Here is a 15,662-nt window from a genome sequence, read left to right as displayed (position 1 = left end):
AGCGCCGATGGTACTGTGTCTCAAGACCCGGGAGAGTAGGTCATTGCCGGGCCTGCCAAGGACAACGCCTCTTTACAAACTGAATTCCCGGAAACGGGATCGGCCTCCAACGGTCGTTGACGCCGGATGTACGCGCAACATGACTGAAGGACGCCGGACAACCTTACACGAAGCCCTCGCATGGTGTTCCCATCGAGGGCTTTGTCATGTCTGGACAAGAGCAGGTACTAGGCTTAATCAGAAATCCGACGAGGCATTGGAAATGGGACGTCACAGACCCATCTAAGCTTCAGGCATAAAATTGCTAAAGCGACTACCTTTTCCAACAGATTGAATTGACGAGTACATCCAGTGCGCCATCGAGCGACCAGGCCGGCGTTTACGGTCGAAGTAAAGCGTAGAAGATTGAGCTCTACCCAAGATCTTACGACACCGGAGAGTTATCGCCTGCAAAGTGAGACAGCGACCTTAGGACATGAGCCCTCCGCTCGGTCTCGTGTAAGCTGGGGCGATCTCATAAAGAATAGCCATTCTCATAACAGCAAGCCTTCCTTGGTGGCAGAAGCCGGCTCACTGATGTTTGCCGTCGAACCTGCTGCGAAGATACGCACCGGGCGCATCCTGCCCGATATCCTGGGCGCCCAATTGGCCGAGGAACGGATCCGGCAGGAGAACGAGGAGCAAGCTACCAAACATCATGCGAGGCGGAGCAAGGCTAAGGGGGATAATTGTTCACAACGCCTCAGGTCTGAGACACAACCTCATGCCGAAGATGCCAACCCACACGAGATTGCGCCGGAAGGTCAAACCTCCCCTGTTGTGTTGGCTGTGGAGACTGAACAGCCGTTGCTCGATACGAAATGGGCAGAGGCAGGTGGTCATCTGGCCTCGACCATCGCCGTGGACGATGCTGCAGTGTCGACGCATGCTCGCGGGAGAGCCAAAGACAAGCGAGGTCTCAGTCCTGTTCAACGCCGGGCCAAACGGCGTGGTATGCCAATCCCGTTACAGCGCGGTGAGCGCTGGAAGCGACGTCTGCCGGAAGTGTGCTGGTCGTCGACTCTACACCCCACGCGGCACCGGTAAGCCAACTGAGCTATCCGCTCCCGGATGCCGGATGAGGGAGTTGCTGAAGTATCACTTCGGCGCATGGTCCGGCCTTGGTCATGTCGGGTTACGGTCTTCCCCACCATCAGAGACTTCCCTCAAAGAGAAGCGCCCCGTTGCAGAGGCGCCGTCAGACAGCAGGCTGATAGCCCTTCCGTTTCTTGGCTGACTGGAGTGCCTGGAGAGCTGCCATTGCCTCACCCTCACCTACATGCTCATCCAACCGGGTCTTTCCTGCACTTCCAATCCGTCCCCATCGTCTGACGAGGACTACACGTCCAAGCAGATCCCGCCCTACCTCGAGGGAATAGAACCGGGCCATGTTCTTCACCGGGTTAATCCTGCGCAGCACGACGCCCTCAATACTGCGGTGGTCGGAGTTCTCCCTTGGTTTCAGGGTTCCCTGGGCAGTGCGGTGGCTTCCCTGGAGGAAAGCGAAGGACAGCTGGCGCATGGACGTGGCCTCTACGGTGAGCCCTAACGATCAACACATGAAACTCTAAACGGATTCCTTCTCGCACGGTAGCAAAGGCCTAAGAGGCTACCTTAACGGTGGATAGCTCTCCATTATCTCAGAGGCTTGTAGACTCGAACAGGAACAAGCCCTTGCAATTCTGCATGAGGCCTTGCGAGGGATCAGATCCTGCTTGCTCTAAGGCGATGCTGTCTCTTATTCTTCGAAAGGACAGCTTTCTTAGATGACGCTAGAAGCGCCCCCTGCGCTCGAACTCTCGCCTCACGTCGTCCATCCTCCGGCTTAGCCCCTCGATGGCTCGTGTGACGTCCCGAACATCATCGCGGGTGACCCCGGTTTCTTGGTCAGGAGGCGACCCAGACGGGCCGGTTTCACGCTTCACGTTTGGGCAATCTGGCAGCCCGTCCCGCTGGTAGCGTAAGCTGAGTGTGTCCCCGAGCTTAAAGTAGGTGCATCCGCCCTCAGGGTCCCGCCAAAGGGCAGGTGCATCTTGGGCCGCGGCTGGGGCGATGCTGAGAAGGCTGGCAACAAGGATCATGGTTCGCATTGTTCCAGCATGCACCCAGGCCCGAGCTCCGTCTAACATTCTCACGGATAGGGGCGTTTTTGATGCCCCTATCCGTGATGGGGAGAAGTCTCCCCTAGTCCTCACGCGCCGCGCTACTCAGCAGCAATAATAAAGCCGTCGTTTGCCGGGAGGTTCATGTGCTGCTGCGCCCACATGGCTGCCTGGGTGCGGTTGGCCGCCCTCACCTTGCGCAGAATGGCTTTGAGGTGAACTTTGATCGTGGCCTCAGCCAGCCCAAGCTCCCGTGCAATGTGCTTGTTGGAGGCGCCTTGGGTCAGGTGCCGCAGGATCTGAGCTTCTCTAGGAGATAGAGTGTTGGCAACCGCCGTAGCCGCAGGGCCAACAACGATTGCCCCATCAGGACGGATCTGCTGGAGGCGGGAGGCTTCATCAGCCAAGCTGAATGTGAAAGCTGGCGCAATGTAAGTTTCACCCAGCATCACCAGCTCAAGCGCCTTGATCAGAGGCTCGCGGCCCAGGGCTGTCGAGCAAAGCCCGTCTAGGCCTGCTTGGAAGGCCTGCATCATGGCTACGGGTTCGATGCGCTCGGTCAGGAGAACCACCCGGGCGGAAGGCCATTGCGCCTTCAGTCCCTGAACTGTCTCGGAAAGACCATCAGCCGCTTGATCGGCGTGAATGAGACAGAGGATTGGCAGCTCTGACGGGTGTTCGAGGGTTTCGTCTGAGACGACGAAGTATGTTCCTGACAAAATGTGGCTGATGCCGCTGCGGATGAGCGTATTCTGGCAGACGAGAACGGTCGTCACATACGACGATGCATTTTGAGCAATCGAGAGGATTTGCTCATTGTAAACGACGTCATGGTTCATGATTGTCTAGCCCCTAACGATGTTCTGCCATGTGCATCCGAGATGATCCGCCCCCCGGTCCTCACAGATGAGGAACCTTGGGGAACAGGCGCTGTATCCCGGGAACGGTCCATGTGACCTGGACCTGCTTGGCAGTAACAAGCCGACTAAGTCTTGGTTCCTCGAAAGTCGACCCTCAGCGATGGTCCTCGGCGGGTGTTGCCGATAGGCCTCATCGACTCTGCCGATCCGTCTCCTGTGCTTACACCAAACGACCGCTGGAATAACCTTGACGGTATTCTGGAGTGCGTTACATTTACCACTACGAGCGTAGTGTCTTCTGTAACTCTCCGCATCTGGTGCCATGCCGGGGCGGATCTGACCTTATTACCGTGGCTCGTTGCCGAGGGGCTTCTATGCATTCGCGCAAGTTCGTCGCCTATTACCGTGTCTCGACCGAAAAGCAGGGACGCTCCGGCCTTGGCCTCGAGGCGCAACAGGAAGCCGTTCGCTCATACCTCAACGGCGGGGCTTGGCAACTTATGGCGGAGGTTGTGGAGGTTGAGAGCGGCAAGAAGAACGACCGCCCTCGCCTCGCTGAGGCGCTGCGGCTGTGCCGTCTCCAAGGCGCCATCCTCATCATCGCCAAGCTGGATCGCCTCGCCCGTAATGTCGCTTTCATCTCGAACCTCATGGAGTCCGGGGTTGAGTTCACGGCAGTCGATTTTCCCCAGGCCAACAGGCTGACGGTTCACATCCTAGCAGCCGTGGCCGAGCATGAGCGGGAGATGATTTCCAGGAGGACCAGGGACGCTCTGGCTGCTGCCAAAGCCCGGGGCAAGAAGCTGGGAGGCAACCGCGGCAAGATCCACCTTGTGGCCAGGAAGGGAGCACTGGCGAGTGCCGCGGTCCGGTCAACCAAGGCGAAGCGGCGGGCTGCTGATATCGGACCTATTGTTGCTGACATCCAGGCACGCGGCGCCACGTCCCTGCGCCAGATTGCGGCTGCCCTGAACGAGCGGCACATTAGAACCGCCCGGGGCAAAGAATGGACAGCCACTCAAGTCATGCGCGTACTGGACAGGACTGGCGCAGGAGCATGAGGTGGCCAACCCGATCTCAGCTACCCAACTTCACGTTACCCGTTGCCGCTAGAAAGCTGACACTCACCCTTCATGTGTTTCGCGATGGCCGACATGGCGCTGCCGAGAGAAACGAAGGTGGTGCTCTCCATTCCGGCCAGCCCACCGTTGGCGTCTGCTTGGATGGTGAATAGTGACGGGGAGACTTCAGTAATGGTTCCAAGAGGGCGTCGGAGCCTATCGTTCAACATCCAAGTGCCTGGTTTGAACTCCGCAGGCGTTACGACCACATCCACAACAGCTTCTCCGTAGCCAAGCCTTAATTAGCGACTCCGGTAAGCATCAACCGTGCGCTCTCCCTCATCGCTGCGGAGCCATGCTTCGGCAATCGTACGGGAGGGAAATTCCGTGGCGCATATCCTCGGTGTCAGTTTCCCACGAATGGGAATGACAACCCGCCACTGCTTTCTGATCTGTAGAACGTAGGCTGGTGAGTGCTCTTGCCTGTTCATGAGGTCCGTCCGGTTTCAAGCTCACCGGATGAAAGTATGCTGGCCTACGTCCTCAGAAAGTTAACCAGCTAGACGCCCCTGCCGTGACAAAGGGCTATTTGGCCACCTTGGTGCGGCCTTCCGTCGGATGTCGTAAACAGCACGTAAACGCCCGCATTCTGTTCCATGCTTTCCCGTCATAGGAGGCTTGGGTACAAGCAGGGTTTATCTCCGATTTGGCGCGCTTTAGATCCCCCTCCCCGCCGCGGCTATCCGCGATGGGTGTCCTCCCTGAACTCAACCACCTTTCCGGTGGCCCCTTTTTCTCATGCCTGTGCGCGGCGCTTTTGCGCTTGTGTCGGCTTATTGTTGAGGTTGCGTCATGTTCTTGTCTGTCGTTCTTTCCAGCCTTCGTCACTGGATCCGCGCCCGTGAGACAGCACGGCAGCTGGCTGCTCTGTCAGACAGGGAATTGTCCGATATTGGTCTTTCCCGGGGCGACATCTCTCAGGTTGCGCGCCAGGGACGCTGAAGTTTCGACGAGGGGGCGGTATGTCGTGCCGCCTCCTCCTGTCCTTGATGGGAGGTTGCTGAGCAACGTGCGTACGTACCGACGTAAGCGCTTAGCTATTTCAGGCCCTTGTTCAGGATCCGGTCTCGGATTGAGGCGGCTGGGGTCGGAACTTCCCTGCTCTGTGTCCTCTCCTCGTTCACTGTCTGCTCTTGGTATCTCTCAGTCTTCCGAGCCTTTGCCCGATCAATCACTGTCCTGCGGTAGAGTTCAAGAGACGCCGAATGACGGTCCAACTCTGAAACAGGCCCAACCGTGTTCCCGTCGATGTCGTGTCGCATAGCATTGTCACTGGCCACAGCATCCAGATATCTGAAGCTGCGGGCGTACTTCCCCATTGCCCTGCGGAATGCTCTTCGTGTGTTGCTATCGTCAGGGAGAAGAGCCACCAAGTCATCATAGATCCCGACCTTCAAGGGAAGGGCTTCGTCATCTGGTGTTTTCGGTAAGACCTCCGGCCACCTCGACCAAGGCAAATCGTTGAAGAGCATGACGTGCTTGTTGGAGAAATCGCTCATTACTCTTCCAGTTTTCCTTCAGTCAGTGCGCAGCTACGTACGTCATTACGTCAATGCGTAGTTGGAAGAGGATCGGAAAGAAGGGGCATCAATGCTCCCCTAAGCTCCGCCATCTGCCGTTCGGTCTCACTTCGGTCTCGGTCTGCATTTGGATTTAGCCGTTCCCGAAGCCGGGCGTTCTCGGTCGCGAGCAGGTCATTCTCAGCAGACAGGATTGCCAGCTTCTCTTCAGCAACCCTGAGCCGGGCTCGGGCGTCGTCGCGCTCCTGCTCCCGGATCTGCACCTTGTCACGCCAGAGGCGAGTTGCGGCGGTTTCGTCCTTGTTGCTCATGGGCTGTTCCCATTCAACTCGATCCACGAGGCAGGTCAGCAGGATGTGCGTTATTGACGGACCTACGCACCTACGTACTGACGTGCTTACGCACTGGGTTCCTCTTGGTCGAGATATCCGAGCAATGCTCTCTCAATGATGTCTTGGTGGCTGAGGCGTCGCTCGAATGCGAACCGCCGAAGCCGCTCATACTGCGTTTCCGAGAGACGGAGTGTCAGAGACTTGGCGCGGGGCTCCTTCCCAGCGGGAATTACCGCGGCGGATGGAGCTGGCTGTAGAGCGGCCTGTGCGGATGAGGCAGGTTGCGTGACTGCTGCCTGGAGGTGCGTCTGGATCTCCCGGACTGGACTCTCGCCTCGCTGGGACATGGTATCGGGACGCGGAGCGCCCTTGGTCTGGATCAAGCCATCAAGGGAGGGGACGTTCTTATTAGCCATTGGCAACTTTCTTCTCTACGTGCGTGCTTGATGACTTATTGAGTTGCGTAAGTACGTAATTCAGCACTTCGCGCACCTCATTGGCAGATGGTCCTTCCTGCTCCAGCTCAGTTACGGTCTTGCCTGTGATGGCGGCAGTCGGGAAATCGGTTCGGTCATGAATTACGGTAGGTGCGAGCTTGCCGTGCTTCGCCAAAGCCATCACCGCCTGCATCTGGAGGCGTGTGCGAGGCTTCGCTTGAGTGAGCACGAACACGAATGGGCATCCAGCCTCCTCGACCAGTGCCAAGGTATCGCCCACAGCGTCTAGGTCATCAGGGGAGGGGCGTACAGGGATGAGGGCCAGCGTCGCTCGAGCGAGGAGTTGTGACAGCTCTGGGTGTACGGATGGCGGGGTGTCGATGAACAGGTATTCGATGCCCGCAGCTTCCAGTTTCGCAATCCCGCTTTCCAGGTCGGCCGGATCAATCTTCACGAGGACGGGCGTCTCGCTCTCTCGTCTATTCCACCAGCTTGTGAGCGAGCCTTGCGGATCTGTATCGAGAAGAGCGGTCATTCCGGCTGTCTGCTGTGCCGCGACTGCGAGGCTGCGGGAGAGGGTAGTCTTTCCCGCGCCGCCTTTCTGGCTGGCCACCACGATGATGTTCATTGCGTGCCTCTCTACGTACTTACGTACGGACCTGCGTGAGCAACTCCGCAAGTGCTGCTGTGGGTACGGTTGAGGTAGGAGGGTTAAGAAGTCGTTAAAGCTGCGAGCGAGCGCCGGAATTGGCAGCGGGCAAGCTGGGTGAGGCGACAAGGAAGGCAGTACATCCGTGCCTGTCCTTGTCCCTCGGGCCATGCGGCCACGACGTCGATCTAGCGGCCCACGGTGACAGGGCAATGACGGAGCGACGCCTAGACCCTTGATTGTCGTCCTGTGATTGCTCGCTAGTTGGTAAGTACGAGAGGCGCTTACCTTCACCGGAGACATGGACCCATGGCGACACCACCGAAGCAAGGCAAAGAGCAGACTGAGGTTGAGGTTCAGGGCAGCACGCCCCAGCTCGACCGCCTTGAAAAGCTTGCCAATACCGCAGCAACGGCTGCCCAGGCTAAACAGTGGCGGGCCCGCCAGATTGGCTTGCAGGAGCAGGAGGAACCCTCGGAAGTGCGTAACCTCACCCAAGATGCGGAAGCTAGAGCCCAAGCCGAAGCAGCAATGCGGCTGATGGGACCAGCGAAGCCGAAGAAGACGCCGCGGGGTCGGTGGTGAGGAGTACTTTTTGGGGGCGGCCGGATAGATGCTGTATTGCTTTCCCTCACCTGATGGCTAGGAGAATTTCCACCTCGGCCGATGTCGGGTTCTCGCACTCGCTGCAATCAATTGGGACCGCAACAACGACTGCTTTGCCTGCGCCCCAGGTCTTAGCGGGCAAGATCCTGGCGCATTCCAGGTTGAGCCGGATCTTCGCGCCCTCCAGTTCTTCGGTAAGGGCACGCCCCACCTGTGGGACCTCTTGCCAGCTTTTGGCAGCCCTCGTCGCGAACCCCATCAAACGCTCCGCCAACAAAGTATAGCTAAGCTTGTAAGTCGGCATCCATCAACTTTGTTCCGGTTCACGGCTGCCACATGTCTTAACAAAGAGTTAAGATGACTGGCTCAAGTCCAATGAGATTTCGCGAGAATTCGTCCCGGCACACCGTTTTATGTCCTTGGGCGCGTTGACTTACCGCCTCGCTCGGGGCGTCATGATTAATTGGGCAACGTCGATTCATGGGATTGGCGGGCTGCCTGGACACCTGGAGCAACACAGCCGCGACAGTGACCTAGAAAAGCGAAGGCCCCGGGAGACGGCAATCTCCGCAGGGCCTTGGAATTCATAGAGGACTTTCGTCTCCCGACAGAGCGAACGTCTCACGACTCCTTCAGGGAGTCAACGGGGAAGTGGTTTCCCCGAACGGTGAATCCTTGCTTGAAAGGATTGGACCAGATTTGGTTCAGTCTTGTTCACGCGCGGCCCATCGAGGGCCAAGCTATGTTCGTTGATCAGATGGCAGCCGCCATCACTGAAGCGAGAACGATGACCCGGCTGGATGACCTATCCCGTGCCATCTGGCAGGGCTGGGGAGCCAATGCCGTCACCGATGACCAAGCCCAGGAGCTGGCAAGCCTGATCCATGCCCGCAAGCTCGTCATGCGCGGGGAGGTGAAGCCTGTTGGCATTCCCCCGGGGCGTCCGTCCATCTTCCCGCCTCGACGGGCTCAGCGGGCTCCTGTGCGGTCTGTGGCCATTGCCCGGCGACGTCACCTTGCCGCCTCGGGGCCGCTTCCTCCATCCATCGCCTGCAAGTTCACGGTGGGCGAGCTGGCTGCTTTGCGGATCCTGACCGATGAGGTCCGCGAGAAGGGGCACTGTGACCGAACGATTGCCGAGATAGCAGCAAGGGCGGGCATCTGCCGTTCAACCGCCAAGAACGCGGTTAGGGCTGCCGCTGCCATGGGCCTGCTCACCGTCCAGGAACGGCGCCGCGAGGGCCAGAAGAACTTGCCCAACGTGGTCCGGATCGTCTCCAGGGAATGGCAGCTCTGGATCAAGCGGGGAGGGCAGAGGGGCGGCTCTCAAGGCTCAAAGACTATAGGGGTCAAAAAAATCACCCCCACGGACAAAGAGTCTAAGAGAGACAAAGAAAACGGCTTTCCCCCAGGAATCTCTGAGACCAGATTCCAACCCCAAAACACTTGGGACAACCGAAGAAGGGCTATCGGCAAAGCCGGGGGAGTTTAGAGGCGAGGGCAGTACCAAGACGAGAGGCGAAGATGGACAAAAAACAACAAGCCGCGCGGATCAAGAGGATAGTGGATACTATTGCTGAGAGAGCCACAGCCGTGCCCGCTGCCGAGCGGTCGGTCTACATCCAGGAGGAGGTTGCCAAAGTGCGGGAAGCGTTCCGCCAAACCTATGAGGCTGATGCACTGCTGGCCGCGTACGCCATGGAGTTCGTGGATTCCATGACTGGGTGGATCAATGCGCGTGTTCATGCCCTGGAGACAGAGCGTACGAGGGTCGAGCTCATTCGGGAGCAGGCAGAGGTCGATCCTTGAACCGGGAGCGAGCCATCATGGAAGACTGGTATCCGGTTAGGCTGGCACCGCGTGACGGAACCCCTGTGACCCTCTGGATTGAGGACGAGGACGCACCGCCCACTTACCCGGTGACGGTCGGGGTCTGGGAGACCGACGACATGACGGGACGGAGCCACTGGCGCGTCTTCGGGGCACGCTACGGCACCCACACCTACCTCGACCAGCACATTGTCGGCTGGCGGCCGATGCCGCGCATTCGGCAGGGCCGAGGTGGTTGAGGGTAGGGCGGGCTTGATTCTGAGATGACGGAAAAGCAATGACAGACAGATGGCTTCATGTGAGTGCGACGCCACGCGACGGAACGCCGGTCATCCTATGGATTGAGGACCCCGAGGCTCCTCCGAGCTATCCCGTCACCATCGGCGCTTGGACGCCAGACGCCGAGGTTCGCGCGAGCTACTGGCGCGTTTTCGCGGTCGAATATGGGGCAACGGCCTACTTCGATCCGCATATTCGCGGGTGGAAGCCACTCCCGCACCATAGCGATGCCTGACGAGCTCCGCTCCCCGATCAAGCACCACCTCGTTCTGCACCGGATCGACCCGGAGCAGGGCATCCGGCGCTTCTACAGCCTCATGTCTACAGCCTCATGATTGAGCGGGATCTGTTCGGGACCATCCGGCTGGTTCGCAACTGGAGCCGGATCGGGTCGAAGGGTCACGAGAAGGCGGAGGAGTACCCAACTGAGCAGGCGGCCGGGGAGGCGCTGGAGGGTATCGCCTAGGCGAAGCGGCGGAGTGGGTTCTGGGATCTGTGATAGGCAGACCCCGAGAAGACGGTTTGTGGAATTGCAATGCGTTTAGGGCTACAAGCCTCCGCAATTGAGAATTGTGGCGAGAGCGGAAGAGATGAAAATCCTCGTCGTAGAAGACGATGCCTTCGTCCGTGAGATGGCTGTGGCAGGGCTGGAAGATGCTGGCTATGAGGTCATCGAAGCGGCTAGCGGCGGGGAAGCCCTGAGGCTCCTGCAAGCTGGAATTGCCCCTGATGCCTTGCTGACCGACATTCGTCTTCCTGAGGCCAATGGCTGGATCGTGGCCAGGGCCTACCGCGAGCGCTTCCCAGAGCTACCTGTCCTGTATGTGACAGGTTACGCGGAGCAGATGCAGCCCGTCCCTGGAGGCATCATCATCTCGAAGCCCTACAGGATGGCTAAGGTGATTGGCGTCTTGGCAACATGGGCGGCTTGAGAGCCGTAATTCCAATAACCTGTTTATGGTACTGCCGAACAGTCTCAGGCAGGAGCCCTATGGGCCAAGCGCTGAGTGATCCAGTCCTGGGCCAAGTCGAGATTGGAGAAGGTGGGGTGACTTCCTCCATCCAGCCAGCCAAAGCCTGCCTCCAGGTACCACTGCCCCGCAGCCACCTCGTTGTCGTCGGAGAGGCGAACCAGCACGGCCACAAGCCGCTGCTTCTCATCAAGGACCATCATGCCCTCTTCATCGAAGCCTGTCGCAACTCGTATAGGCTGGAAGGTGAACCTCATGCAGCAAGGTCCTGCTGCTCCAGGTGAAGGTAGGTCGGGTCGAACTCGCCCACTTCCTTCAGCCTGTCCCAATCGGGAATTCTCAGCCGTGTTCCCGTTATCTCGATGAGGCCATCAGCCCGCATCTGCTTCAGAACCCGGTTGACGTGAACGGGCGTCAGGCCGAACGCATCGGCGAACTCGCCCTGAGTGATGGATAAGTCGCAGGCATGGTCCTCGGCCAAGCCGACGGCCCTCAAACGCACCAGCATCTCGCAGAACAGGTGAGCAATCCGGTTGTAGGCTTCCCGCCGCCCGATGTTGAGCATCCACTCGCGGAAGATGGCTGCATCGATGAGGGTCTCGCGCCAGAAGGCTGCCGTGATCCGTGGGTAACGGTCGCAGACATTGCGCAGGTCGTCATGGGTGATGAAGCCGACCCGGCAGGTGCTGAGGGTTCCAATGCTGTTGTCCAGAACCTTCAGGTGCAGGCTTTGCAGGTCGGGAATGTCGCCTGCAATGCCAATGGACATGATCTGGCGCTTGCCTTCTTTGGTGACCTTGTAGGTGCAGGTAAAGCCGCTCAGAATTAGGCAGCAGCGGGAGGGGCTGTCCCCCTCGCGCACGATGTCTTGATCATCCTTGAGGACGGCAAGCTGCATCGGCAAGTTTTCGAGGGCCAGTCGCTCGTCATCGGTGAGCATGAAGACGCTCTCGAGCTTGCGGATGAGCGGATTGTCATGAAAGTTTTGAGGTGCTGCCAAGATTATGCTCCCCTGTTTGCAGGCGGGAGCACATCGTATCTCTCAGGTATCAGCGCCTATGATCGGTTGCTGACAATAAAAGACTTATAGCATCAAAGTGAATTTCTGTCTTGATCTATGTTAATTTTGTTTGAAACGTCGGGCTGCATCCGGGGCAACTATATTCAACGCGCCCAATCGCCGATAAGCGGGTATGGGACCGTGAACAAAGGCTGCTGCCTGTGGTTGATATCCATTGTTCCTGCGTCGGAGTGCCTGTGCCTCGCTTCTTTTTCGATACCTACGACGGTCAATTCTTGGCTCGTGACGACCTTGGGGCAGGATTTGGAAAGCTTTGAGTCCGCGAAAGCGGTAGCACAAGCAGCCCTGCCGGAGATGGCCAAGGATGAACTTCCTGACGGGGACCAGCGCGTTTTCATGGTCAGCGTGAGGGACGAAGCTGACCAGGTGGTAATACGGGCCGCGCTGACCCTCGTCGTTGAATACCCGTCTCACGCCTAAGAGTAAGAGCCGCGAATTTCCGATAGCCCTTTATGGAACGGACTGGATACGGCCTTCATGAAGCGGCGCTGGCCAGGAGGAGATTGTCGTGGCTCGCTACTATTTTGATGTCTATGACGGTGCGGACCTCCTGCGCGATGATGATGGCTCCGAGTTCGATAGCCTAGACGCTGCCGTGCATGGGGCGGCACGCTCGGCGGCTGAGATTGGAACGGGCCGGCTGGCGAAGGGCGATACCAGCGATGTTGTCATCGAGGTGCGGGACGGGCAGAACCAGCGGGTCTGCACTGTCAAAGCTTCGATGGGGATCGATTGGCACGTCCCACGGTCTCAGGGTCCGTATCCCTGGAGCGCATAGTTGCGGAAGCCTGCAAGCGCCAAAAAGAACCCGGCACGAGGCCGGGTTCCTGTCTCGGAGACGGTCATGAGCATCAACACGTCTGCTGATCAACGCCTGATGCCATGGTGCCGTTCCTGCTGGATCAACCCGCTTACAGGCTCTTGCGACGCCTCATGAAGTAGATGACAGCCGCAATGACGATAATGACGAGGATGATCCACCAATAATCCGCAATACCACCACCTGCTGCGGCAGCATCCCCGGCAGGGGGAGAGCCGGGCGTAGCGCCAGGTGCCGGGGTGGTGGGGGCTGGGGTCTGCGCCCACGCGGACGAAACCGCCAGGAAGATGAAGCCCGTCAGGGCTGTGAGTTTGCTCATGGATCTGTCTCCGGTTGAGGAGGCCCAGCGCATAGGTTCTGCTGAATTGTTAAGCTGGACCTGTCCGTGAACGCCCCATCAGATGGCATGTTCCTATGCAAGACGATCCAAGGCACCTAAGTTTCAGTTGAATATGGCACAGCGCTGGAGCAGCGGAGATGATGAAGAGACAGATCCTCGCAATCCAGGACGTCTATGTGCCAACGAAGAGGCGGCAAACCCTTGATCCGCAGAAGGTGGAAGCTCTTGCGGAGAGCATGATGGAAAAGGGGCAGGAAGCACCCATTCTCGTGCGGCCGGACGGCAAGCGGTTTGTTCTGGTTGAGGGGCTGCACCGGCTGGAGGCCTGCAAGGCACTCGGCGAGACCACCGTCCCCGTCTACTTGGTACAGGCTCGGAAGCATTGATCTGCGTCTGGTGGGAGTTGTGGAGCCGGACCAGGACGAGAAATGCTAGCGCTCTTGGGGGTTGAAGAACTGGAGAGAGCGACAAGAGGGCCCTTGATGTCGATCTACTGCATGAAGACCGCCGAGGTGTATCAGGACGGTGGGTACGGCCCTACCGACTTCATGGCCTTTGATCCCGAGGTGCAGTTCCCCCACGTTCACCCCACCGAGCGGGACGAGACAATCGGCAACGTCCACCAGGTCACAGGCGGACCTCAGTCCGGACAGTGGACTTGGTCGATGACCGTTTCCCTGCCTGGCCCTCGTTACGGCAGCCCGACGAGCGGCGTCGAGGAGAGCCGGGGCAGCGCCGGCCGGCGCGTCGTCGAGGTCTATCGGCACTACCTGTCGACCCGGCCGCAGCAGTACCCGCGCCATGCCTGACGACCTCCGATCCCCGATCAAGCACCATCTGGTGCTGCATCGGATCGACCCAGAGCAGGGGATCCGGCGCTTTTACTCGCTGATGATCGAGCGGGACCTGTTCGGGACCATCAGCCTAGTGCGCAACTGGGGCCGGATCGGCACCACCGGCCAGGAGCTGGTGGAGATCCACGCCGATGAGATCGCGGCAGGGCAGGCGCTCGAGGCCGTTGCGCGATTGAAGCGGCGACGAGGCTATCGGGATCTGTGATTGCTCCTGTAACTGGCTTGTCAGCGAGAGTAGGTTCACATGTCCGGAACCTAAGCTTGACAGGAGCGTTATGGAGCTTCGATAAGCATCAAGACCGGCTCCGATGACAACTCCAAGCAACAACACGGCTCTGATCAAAGAGGCTCAAGCAGCGAGGATGAGAGCCCATATTCGCGCCATGCTCTCCAAGTTGAAAGCCCGCACCCAGAAGGCCGAGCGCCTGGCTGCATAACATCGATAATTGAGCCAGATACCGTCATTTAACGCATGCCGGTGTACGAAGCAGACAGGCCGCGTAGCGTACCAAGCTCAAACAACCCAGAACCCTGTTCGGCGCTCAGCCGGGCGGGATTTCTTTTTACGTGCTGTTAACCAAACAGCAGCGACCATGCTCTGGCTGATCCGCTGGGTCGCGGATGAGCATCTTCCACGGAGCAGGCGAGGTGTACTTCCCGTGCCTCGCTTGCTTTGAGGATGTCTGCGTTGAGTGCAGTAACTCTCTCGTAACCACAATCACAAGCGAACCTGATCCAAGTGGCAAGCGCGGGGTTAACCGTGTGCCTATGCGAGAGGACTGCCCATGACCATTCTCGATCCGATCACCGGAAGCCACGTGACCATCGACACGTCGAGCCGGCCGCGTCGGTAGATGCTCTACAGAGCTGGGAGGTGGTGATGAAACGATCCTCAGCACGACGGGCCAGACGCTGGGTCATACAAGAGCTGACCCGCCGCATCGATCAGCTATCCGACACTTCGGTCACGGCGATTTCCTCCTGCAACGGAAGCCCCAATGGAGGAGGGGAGAAGTCCAGCTTGATCAGAAGTTCATAAGAAGCATGAGGATCGCACTTGTTCTTTGCCGTGAGGCACTGATCGACGTAGCTCACGTACCGATCGCATTGGACGGTTCTTTGCAGCTTGGGTGGCTCAGAGCATTTGAGGTAGATTTGCTGCAGGACTTTGACCGGATCAGGAGCAGATTGCTCTGGCGAGGAGAGAGCTGGAAAGCTTATGATGCCCGCTGATGAGGGTGGCAGGTCCCAGGAGGATGGCGATCGCCGTGAAGCCAGGATGGATCTTGCGCATCGGCTTACCTCAGACCGCTATGGTTAAGGCGAAGTTAACGGATCCTGAGCGCCTGTAAACCCGCAGTGACTGATATGAAAAACCCTGCCCCCGGGAGGGCAGGGCCAGTTTCTCCTCGCCTTCGGACGCTCATCCGAAAACAAGAGAAGTAGGACATACAGTGTCGCCTGAGTCAAATCAGGCGAAGGGCCAAGTAATGATGTCAAGAAAGGCATTTAGATCTTGTTAAGCATGGCGGCTCAACCTGCTTGGCGTTGCATTTATGTCATAGCCATTCCTGCCTGTTGATCCATAAATTGCCTCAAGATCTCCTGGACTAAAGGATCCTCCTCATGAAAACCCGTATTCTTGGCCTCCTCGCCGCGACCGCCTTTTCGGTGGCTGGTGTTTCCGCTGCTTCCGCCGCTGACCTGCCGATGCGCTCGGCTCCTCCGGCTCCGATTATTGCCGCGGCTCCGGTCTTCACCTGGACCGGCTTCTACGTCGGTGTGAACGCAGGCTACGGCTGGAGCGAGGACGACAACGAC

23 protein-coding genes and 1 pseudogene are annotated in these 15,662 nt (G+C 58.6%); 15 read left to right on the top strand and 9 right to left on the bottom strand.

The genetic code is table 11. The features are described from left to right. Positions 1–1,237: 1,237 nt before the first annotated feature. Positions 1,238–1,561: a WGR domain-containing protein gene (locus JKG68_RS34325; protein WP_202064859.1), complete on the bottom strand. Its 324-nt coding sequence runs from the start codon at positions 1,559–1,561 to the stop codon at positions 1,238–1,240. Positions 1,562–2,242: 681 nt separating this feature from the next. Next, a complete protein-coding gene (locus JKG68_RS26765; RefSeq protein WP_202064858.1) occupies positions 2,243–2,980 on the bottom strand; it encodes a LuxR C-terminal-related transcriptional regulator in 738 nt (245 codons plus the stop codon). A gap of 395 nt (positions 2,981–3,375) precedes the next feature. On the opposite strand from JKG68_RS26765, the gene JKG68_RS26760 reads away from it, so the two are divergent. Together JKG68_RS26760 and JKG68_RS26755 are read left to right on the top strand one after the other, a co-directional pair. Continuing rightward, positions 3,376–4,062, top strand: coding sequence for a recombinase family protein (locus JKG68_RS26760; RefSeq protein ID WP_202064856.1), 687 nt, complete (start codon positions 3,376–3,378; stop codon positions 4,060–4,062). Positions 4,063–4,914: 852 nt separating this feature from the next. Beyond that, positions 4,915–5,064 (top strand): DUF1127 domain-containing protein, encoded by a 150-nt coding sequence (locus JKG68_RS26755; protein ID WP_202064854.1) that lies wholly within the window; start codon positions 4,915–4,917, stop codon positions 5,062–5,064. 95 nt (positions 5,065–5,159) lie between these two features. On the opposite strand, the gene JKG68_RS26750 is transcribed toward JKG68_RS26755, so the two are convergent. The 3 genes from JKG68_RS26750 to JKG68_RS26740 form a co-directional block, all read right to left on the bottom strand. Further along, on the bottom strand, positions 5,160–5,621 hold the full coding sequence (locus tag JKG68_RS26750) for a ProQ/FinO family protein (RefSeq protein ID WP_202064853.1): 462 nt from the start codon (positions 5,619–5,621) through the stop codon (positions 5,160–5,162). 50 nt (positions 5,622–5,671) lie between these two features. Next, on the bottom strand, positions 5,672–5,953 hold the full coding sequence (locus tag JKG68_RS26745) for a hypothetical protein (protein ID WP_202064852.1): 282 nt from the start codon (positions 5,951–5,953) through the stop codon (positions 5,672–5,674). A gap of 429 nt (positions 5,954–6,382) precedes the next feature. Further along, on the bottom strand, positions 6,383–7,039 hold the full coding sequence (locus JKG68_RS26740; RefSeq protein ID WP_202064850.1) for a nucleotide-binding protein: 657 nt from the start codon (positions 7,037–7,039) through the stop codon (positions 6,383–6,385). Positions 7,040–7,369: 330 nt separating this feature from the next. Here JKG68_RS26740 and JKG68_RS26735 point away from each other — a divergent pair, with 330 nt between their 5' ends. The 7 genes from JKG68_RS26735 to JKG68_RS26705 all read left to right on the top strand — a co-directional run bounded on the left by JKG68_RS26735 (position 7,370) and on the right by JKG68_RS26705 (position 10,707). Beyond that, a complete protein-coding gene (locus tag JKG68_RS26735) occupies positions 7,370–7,645 on the top strand; it encodes a hypothetical protein (protein ID WP_202064848.1) in 276 nt (91 codons plus the stop codon). A gap of 1,084 nt (positions 7,646–8,729) precedes the next feature. Continuing rightward, positions 8,730–9,158 (top strand): hypothetical protein, encoded by a 429-nt coding sequence (locus JKG68_RS26730; RefSeq protein WP_202064847.1) that lies wholly within the window; start codon positions 8,730–8,732, stop codon positions 9,156–9,158. A 32-nt stretch (positions 9,159–9,190) separates the two neighbouring features. Next, on the top strand, positions 9,191–9,475 hold the full coding sequence (locus tag JKG68_RS26725; protein ID WP_202064845.1) for a hypothetical protein: 285 nt from the start codon (positions 9,191–9,193) through the stop codon (positions 9,473–9,475). Between the two features lie 17 nt (positions 9,476–9,492). Further along, positions 9,493–9,735: a hypothetical protein gene (locus JKG68_RS26720; RefSeq protein WP_202064843.1), complete on the top strand. Its 243-nt coding sequence runs from the start codon at positions 9,493–9,495 to the stop codon at positions 9,733–9,735. Positions 9,736–9,773: 38 nt separating this feature from the next. After that, on the top strand, positions 9,774–10,010 hold the full coding sequence (locus JKG68_RS26715) for a hypothetical protein (RefSeq protein WP_202064841.1): 237 nt from the start codon (positions 9,774–9,776) through the stop codon (positions 10,008–10,010). A gap of 96 nt (positions 10,011–10,106) precedes the next feature. Beyond that, entirely contained in the window at positions 10,107–10,241 is a 135-nt protein-coding gene (locus JKG68_RS33850) for a WGR domain-containing protein (RefSeq protein WP_246515904.1), read from the top strand. Between the two features lie 124 nt (positions 10,242–10,365). Continuing rightward, a complete protein-coding gene (locus JKG68_RS26705; protein ID WP_202064839.1) occupies positions 10,366–10,707 on the top strand; it encodes a response regulator in 342 nt (113 codons plus the stop codon). Between the two features lie 44 nt (positions 10,708–10,751). Here the strand turns inward: JKG68_RS26705 and JKG68_RS26700 are convergent, their stop codons facing one another. Together JKG68_RS26700 and JKG68_RS26695 are read right to left on the bottom strand one after the other, a co-directional pair. Then, complete coding sequence (locus JKG68_RS26700; protein WP_246515902.1) at positions 10,752–10,949, bottom strand: hypothetical protein; 198 nt, start codon at positions 10,947–10,949, stop codon at positions 10,752–10,754. 50 nt (positions 10,950–10,999) lie between these two features. Next, the gene (locus JKG68_RS26695) at positions 11,000–11,746 is read right to left on the bottom strand and encodes a Crp/Fnr family transcriptional regulator (RefSeq protein ID WP_312890986.1); all 747 of its coding nucleotides are present in this window, start codon (positions 11,744–11,746) and stop codon (positions 11,000–11,002) included. 117 nt (positions 11,747–11,863) lie between these two features. Here JKG68_RS26695 and JKG68_RS34925 point away from each other — a divergent pair, with 117 nt between their 5' ends. Together JKG68_RS34925 and JKG68_RS26690 are read left to right on the top strand one after the other, a co-directional pair. Then, the gene (locus JKG68_RS34925; protein ID WP_376773217.1) at positions 11,864–12,247 is read left to right on the top strand and encodes a DUF6894 family protein; all 384 of its coding nucleotides are present in this window, start codon (positions 11,864–11,866) and stop codon (positions 12,245–12,247) included. Between the two features lie 88 nt (positions 12,248–12,335). Then, entirely contained in the window at positions 12,336–12,605 is a 270-nt protein-coding gene (locus tag JKG68_RS26690; protein ID WP_202064835.1) for a DUF6894 family protein, read from the top strand. Positions 12,606–12,738: 133 nt separating this feature from the next. On the opposite strand, the gene JKG68_RS26685 is transcribed toward JKG68_RS26690, so the two are convergent. Beyond that, positions 12,739–12,966 carry a hypothetical protein gene (locus JKG68_RS26685; RefSeq protein ID WP_202064833.1) on the bottom strand — a complete coding sequence of 76 codons (228 nt, stop codon included), beginning with the start codon at positions 12,964–12,966 and terminating at the stop codon, positions 12,739–12,741. A gap of 158 nt (positions 12,967–13,124) precedes the next feature. Between JKG68_RS26685 and JKG68_RS26680 the strand changes: the two genes are divergently transcribed. The 3 genes from JKG68_RS26680 to JKG68_RS26670 all read left to right on the top strand — a co-directional run bounded on the left by JKG68_RS26680 (position 13,125) and on the right by JKG68_RS26670 (position 14,046). Continuing rightward, positions 13,125–13,373, top strand: a complete 249-nt coding sequence (locus JKG68_RS26680) for a ParB N-terminal domain-containing protein (RefSeq protein ID WP_202064831.1) — start codon at positions 13,125–13,127, stop codon at positions 13,371–13,373. A 96-nt stretch (positions 13,374–13,469) separates the two neighbouring features. Next, on the top strand, positions 13,470–13,796 hold the full coding sequence (locus JKG68_RS26675) for a hypothetical protein (RefSeq protein WP_202064828.1): 327 nt from the start codon (positions 13,470–13,472) through the stop codon (positions 13,794–13,796). After that, positions 13,789–14,046, top strand: coding sequence for a WGR domain-containing protein (locus JKG68_RS26670; RefSeq protein WP_202064825.1), 258 nt, complete (start codon positions 13,789–13,791; stop codon positions 14,044–14,046). The genes JKG68_RS26675 and JKG68_RS26670 overlap by 8 nt, the downstream gene beginning before the upstream one ends. A 740-nt stretch (positions 14,047–14,786) precedes the next feature. On the opposite strand, the gene JKG68_RS26665 is transcribed toward JKG68_RS26670, so the two are convergent. Further along, positions 14,787–14,936 carry a hypothetical protein gene (locus tag JKG68_RS26665; RefSeq protein ID WP_202064823.1) on the bottom strand — a complete coding sequence of 50 codons (150 nt, stop codon included), beginning with the start codon at positions 14,934–14,936 and terminating at the stop codon, positions 14,787–14,789. Between the two features lie 531 nt (positions 14,937–15,467). On the opposite strand from JKG68_RS26665, the pseudogene JKG68_RS26660 reads away from it, so the two are divergent. Further along, positions 15,468–15,662, top strand: a pseudogene (locus tag JKG68_RS26660) (outer membrane protein); the annotation flags it as partial.

The sequence above is a fragment of the Microvirga aerilata genome (genome assembly GCF_016743775.1).
GTDB classification, from domain to species: domain Bacteria; phylum Pseudomonadota; class Alphaproteobacteria; order Rhizobiales; family Beijerinckiaceae; genus Microvirga; species Microvirga aerilata.
The sequence above is the reverse complement of the archived record's forward strand: the minus strand, read 5'-3'. Positions and strand labels throughout refer to the sequence as shown.

Excerpts from the sequence above, each read along its gene's own strand:
- JKG68_RS34325 (WP_202064859.1), bottom strand. The coding sequence starts at position 1,561 with ATGCGCCAGCTGTCCTTCGCTTTCCTCCAGGGAAGCCACCGCACTGCC.
- JKG68_RS26765 (WP_202064858.1), bottom strand. The coding sequence starts at position 2,980 with ATGAACCATGACGTCGTTTACAATGAGCAAATCCTCTCGATTGCTCAA.
- JKG68_RS26760 (WP_202064856.1), top strand. The coding sequence starts at position 3,376 with ATGCATTCGCGCAAGTTCGTCGCCTATTACCGTGTCTCGACCGAAAAG.
- JKG68_RS26755 (WP_202064854.1), top strand. The coding sequence starts at position 4,915 with ATGTTCTTGTCTGTCGTTCTTTCCAGCCTTCGTCACTGGATCCGCGCC.
- JKG68_RS26750 (WP_202064853.1), bottom strand. The coding sequence starts at position 5,621 with ATGAGCGATTTCTCCAACAAGCACGTCATGCTCTTCAACGATTTGCCT.
- JKG68_RS26745 (WP_202064852.1), bottom strand. The coding sequence starts at position 5,953 with ATGAGCAACAAGGACGAAACCGCCGCAACTCGCCTCTGGCGTGACAAG.
- JKG68_RS26740 (WP_202064850.1), bottom strand. The coding sequence starts at position 7,039 with ATGAACATCATCGTGGTGGCCAGCCAGAAAGGCGGCGCGGGAAAGACT.
- JKG68_RS26735 (WP_202064848.1), top strand. The coding sequence starts at position 7,370 with ATGGCGACACCACCGAAGCAAGGCAAAGAGCAGACTGAGGTTGAGGTT.
- JKG68_RS26725 (WP_202064845.1), top strand. The coding sequence starts at position 9,191 with ATGGACAAAAAACAACAAGCCGCGCGGATCAAGAGGATAGTGGATACT.
- JKG68_RS26720 (WP_202064843.1), top strand. The coding sequence starts at position 9,493 with ATGGAAGACTGGTATCCGGTTAGGCTGGCACCGCGTGACGGAACCCCT.
- JKG68_RS26715 (WP_202064841.1), top strand. The coding sequence starts at position 9,774 with ATGACAGACAGATGGCTTCATGTGAGTGCGACGCCACGCGACGGAACG.
- JKG68_RS33850 (WP_246515904.1), top strand. The coding sequence starts at position 10,107 with ATGATTGAGCGGGATCTGTTCGGGACCATCCGGCTGGTTCGCAACTGG.
- JKG68_RS26705 (WP_202064839.1), top strand. The coding sequence starts at position 10,366 with ATGAAAATCCTCGTCGTAGAAGACGATGCCTTCGTCCGTGAGATGGCT.
- JKG68_RS26700 (WP_246515902.1), bottom strand. The coding sequence starts at position 10,949 with ATGATGGTCCTTGATGAGAAGCAGCGGCTTGTGGCCGTGCTGGTTCGC.
- JKG68_RS34925 (WP_376773217.1), top strand. The coding sequence starts at position 11,864 with ATGTTAATTTTGTTTGAAACGTCGGGCTGCATCCGGGGCAACTATATT.
- JKG68_RS26685 (WP_202064833.1), bottom strand. The coding sequence starts at position 12,966 with ATGAGCAAACTCACAGCCCTGACGGGCTTCATCTTCCTGGCGGTTTCG.
- JKG68_RS26680 (WP_202064831.1), top strand. The coding sequence starts at position 13,125 with ATGATGAAGAGACAGATCCTCGCAATCCAGGACGTCTATGTGCCAACG.
- JKG68_RS26675 (WP_202064828.1), top strand. The coding sequence starts at position 13,470 with ATGTCGATCTACTGCATGAAGACCGCCGAGGTGTATCAGGACGGTGGG.
- JKG68_RS26670 (WP_202064825.1), top strand. The coding sequence starts at position 13,789 with ATGCCTGACGACCTCCGATCCCCGATCAAGCACCATCTGGTGCTGCAT.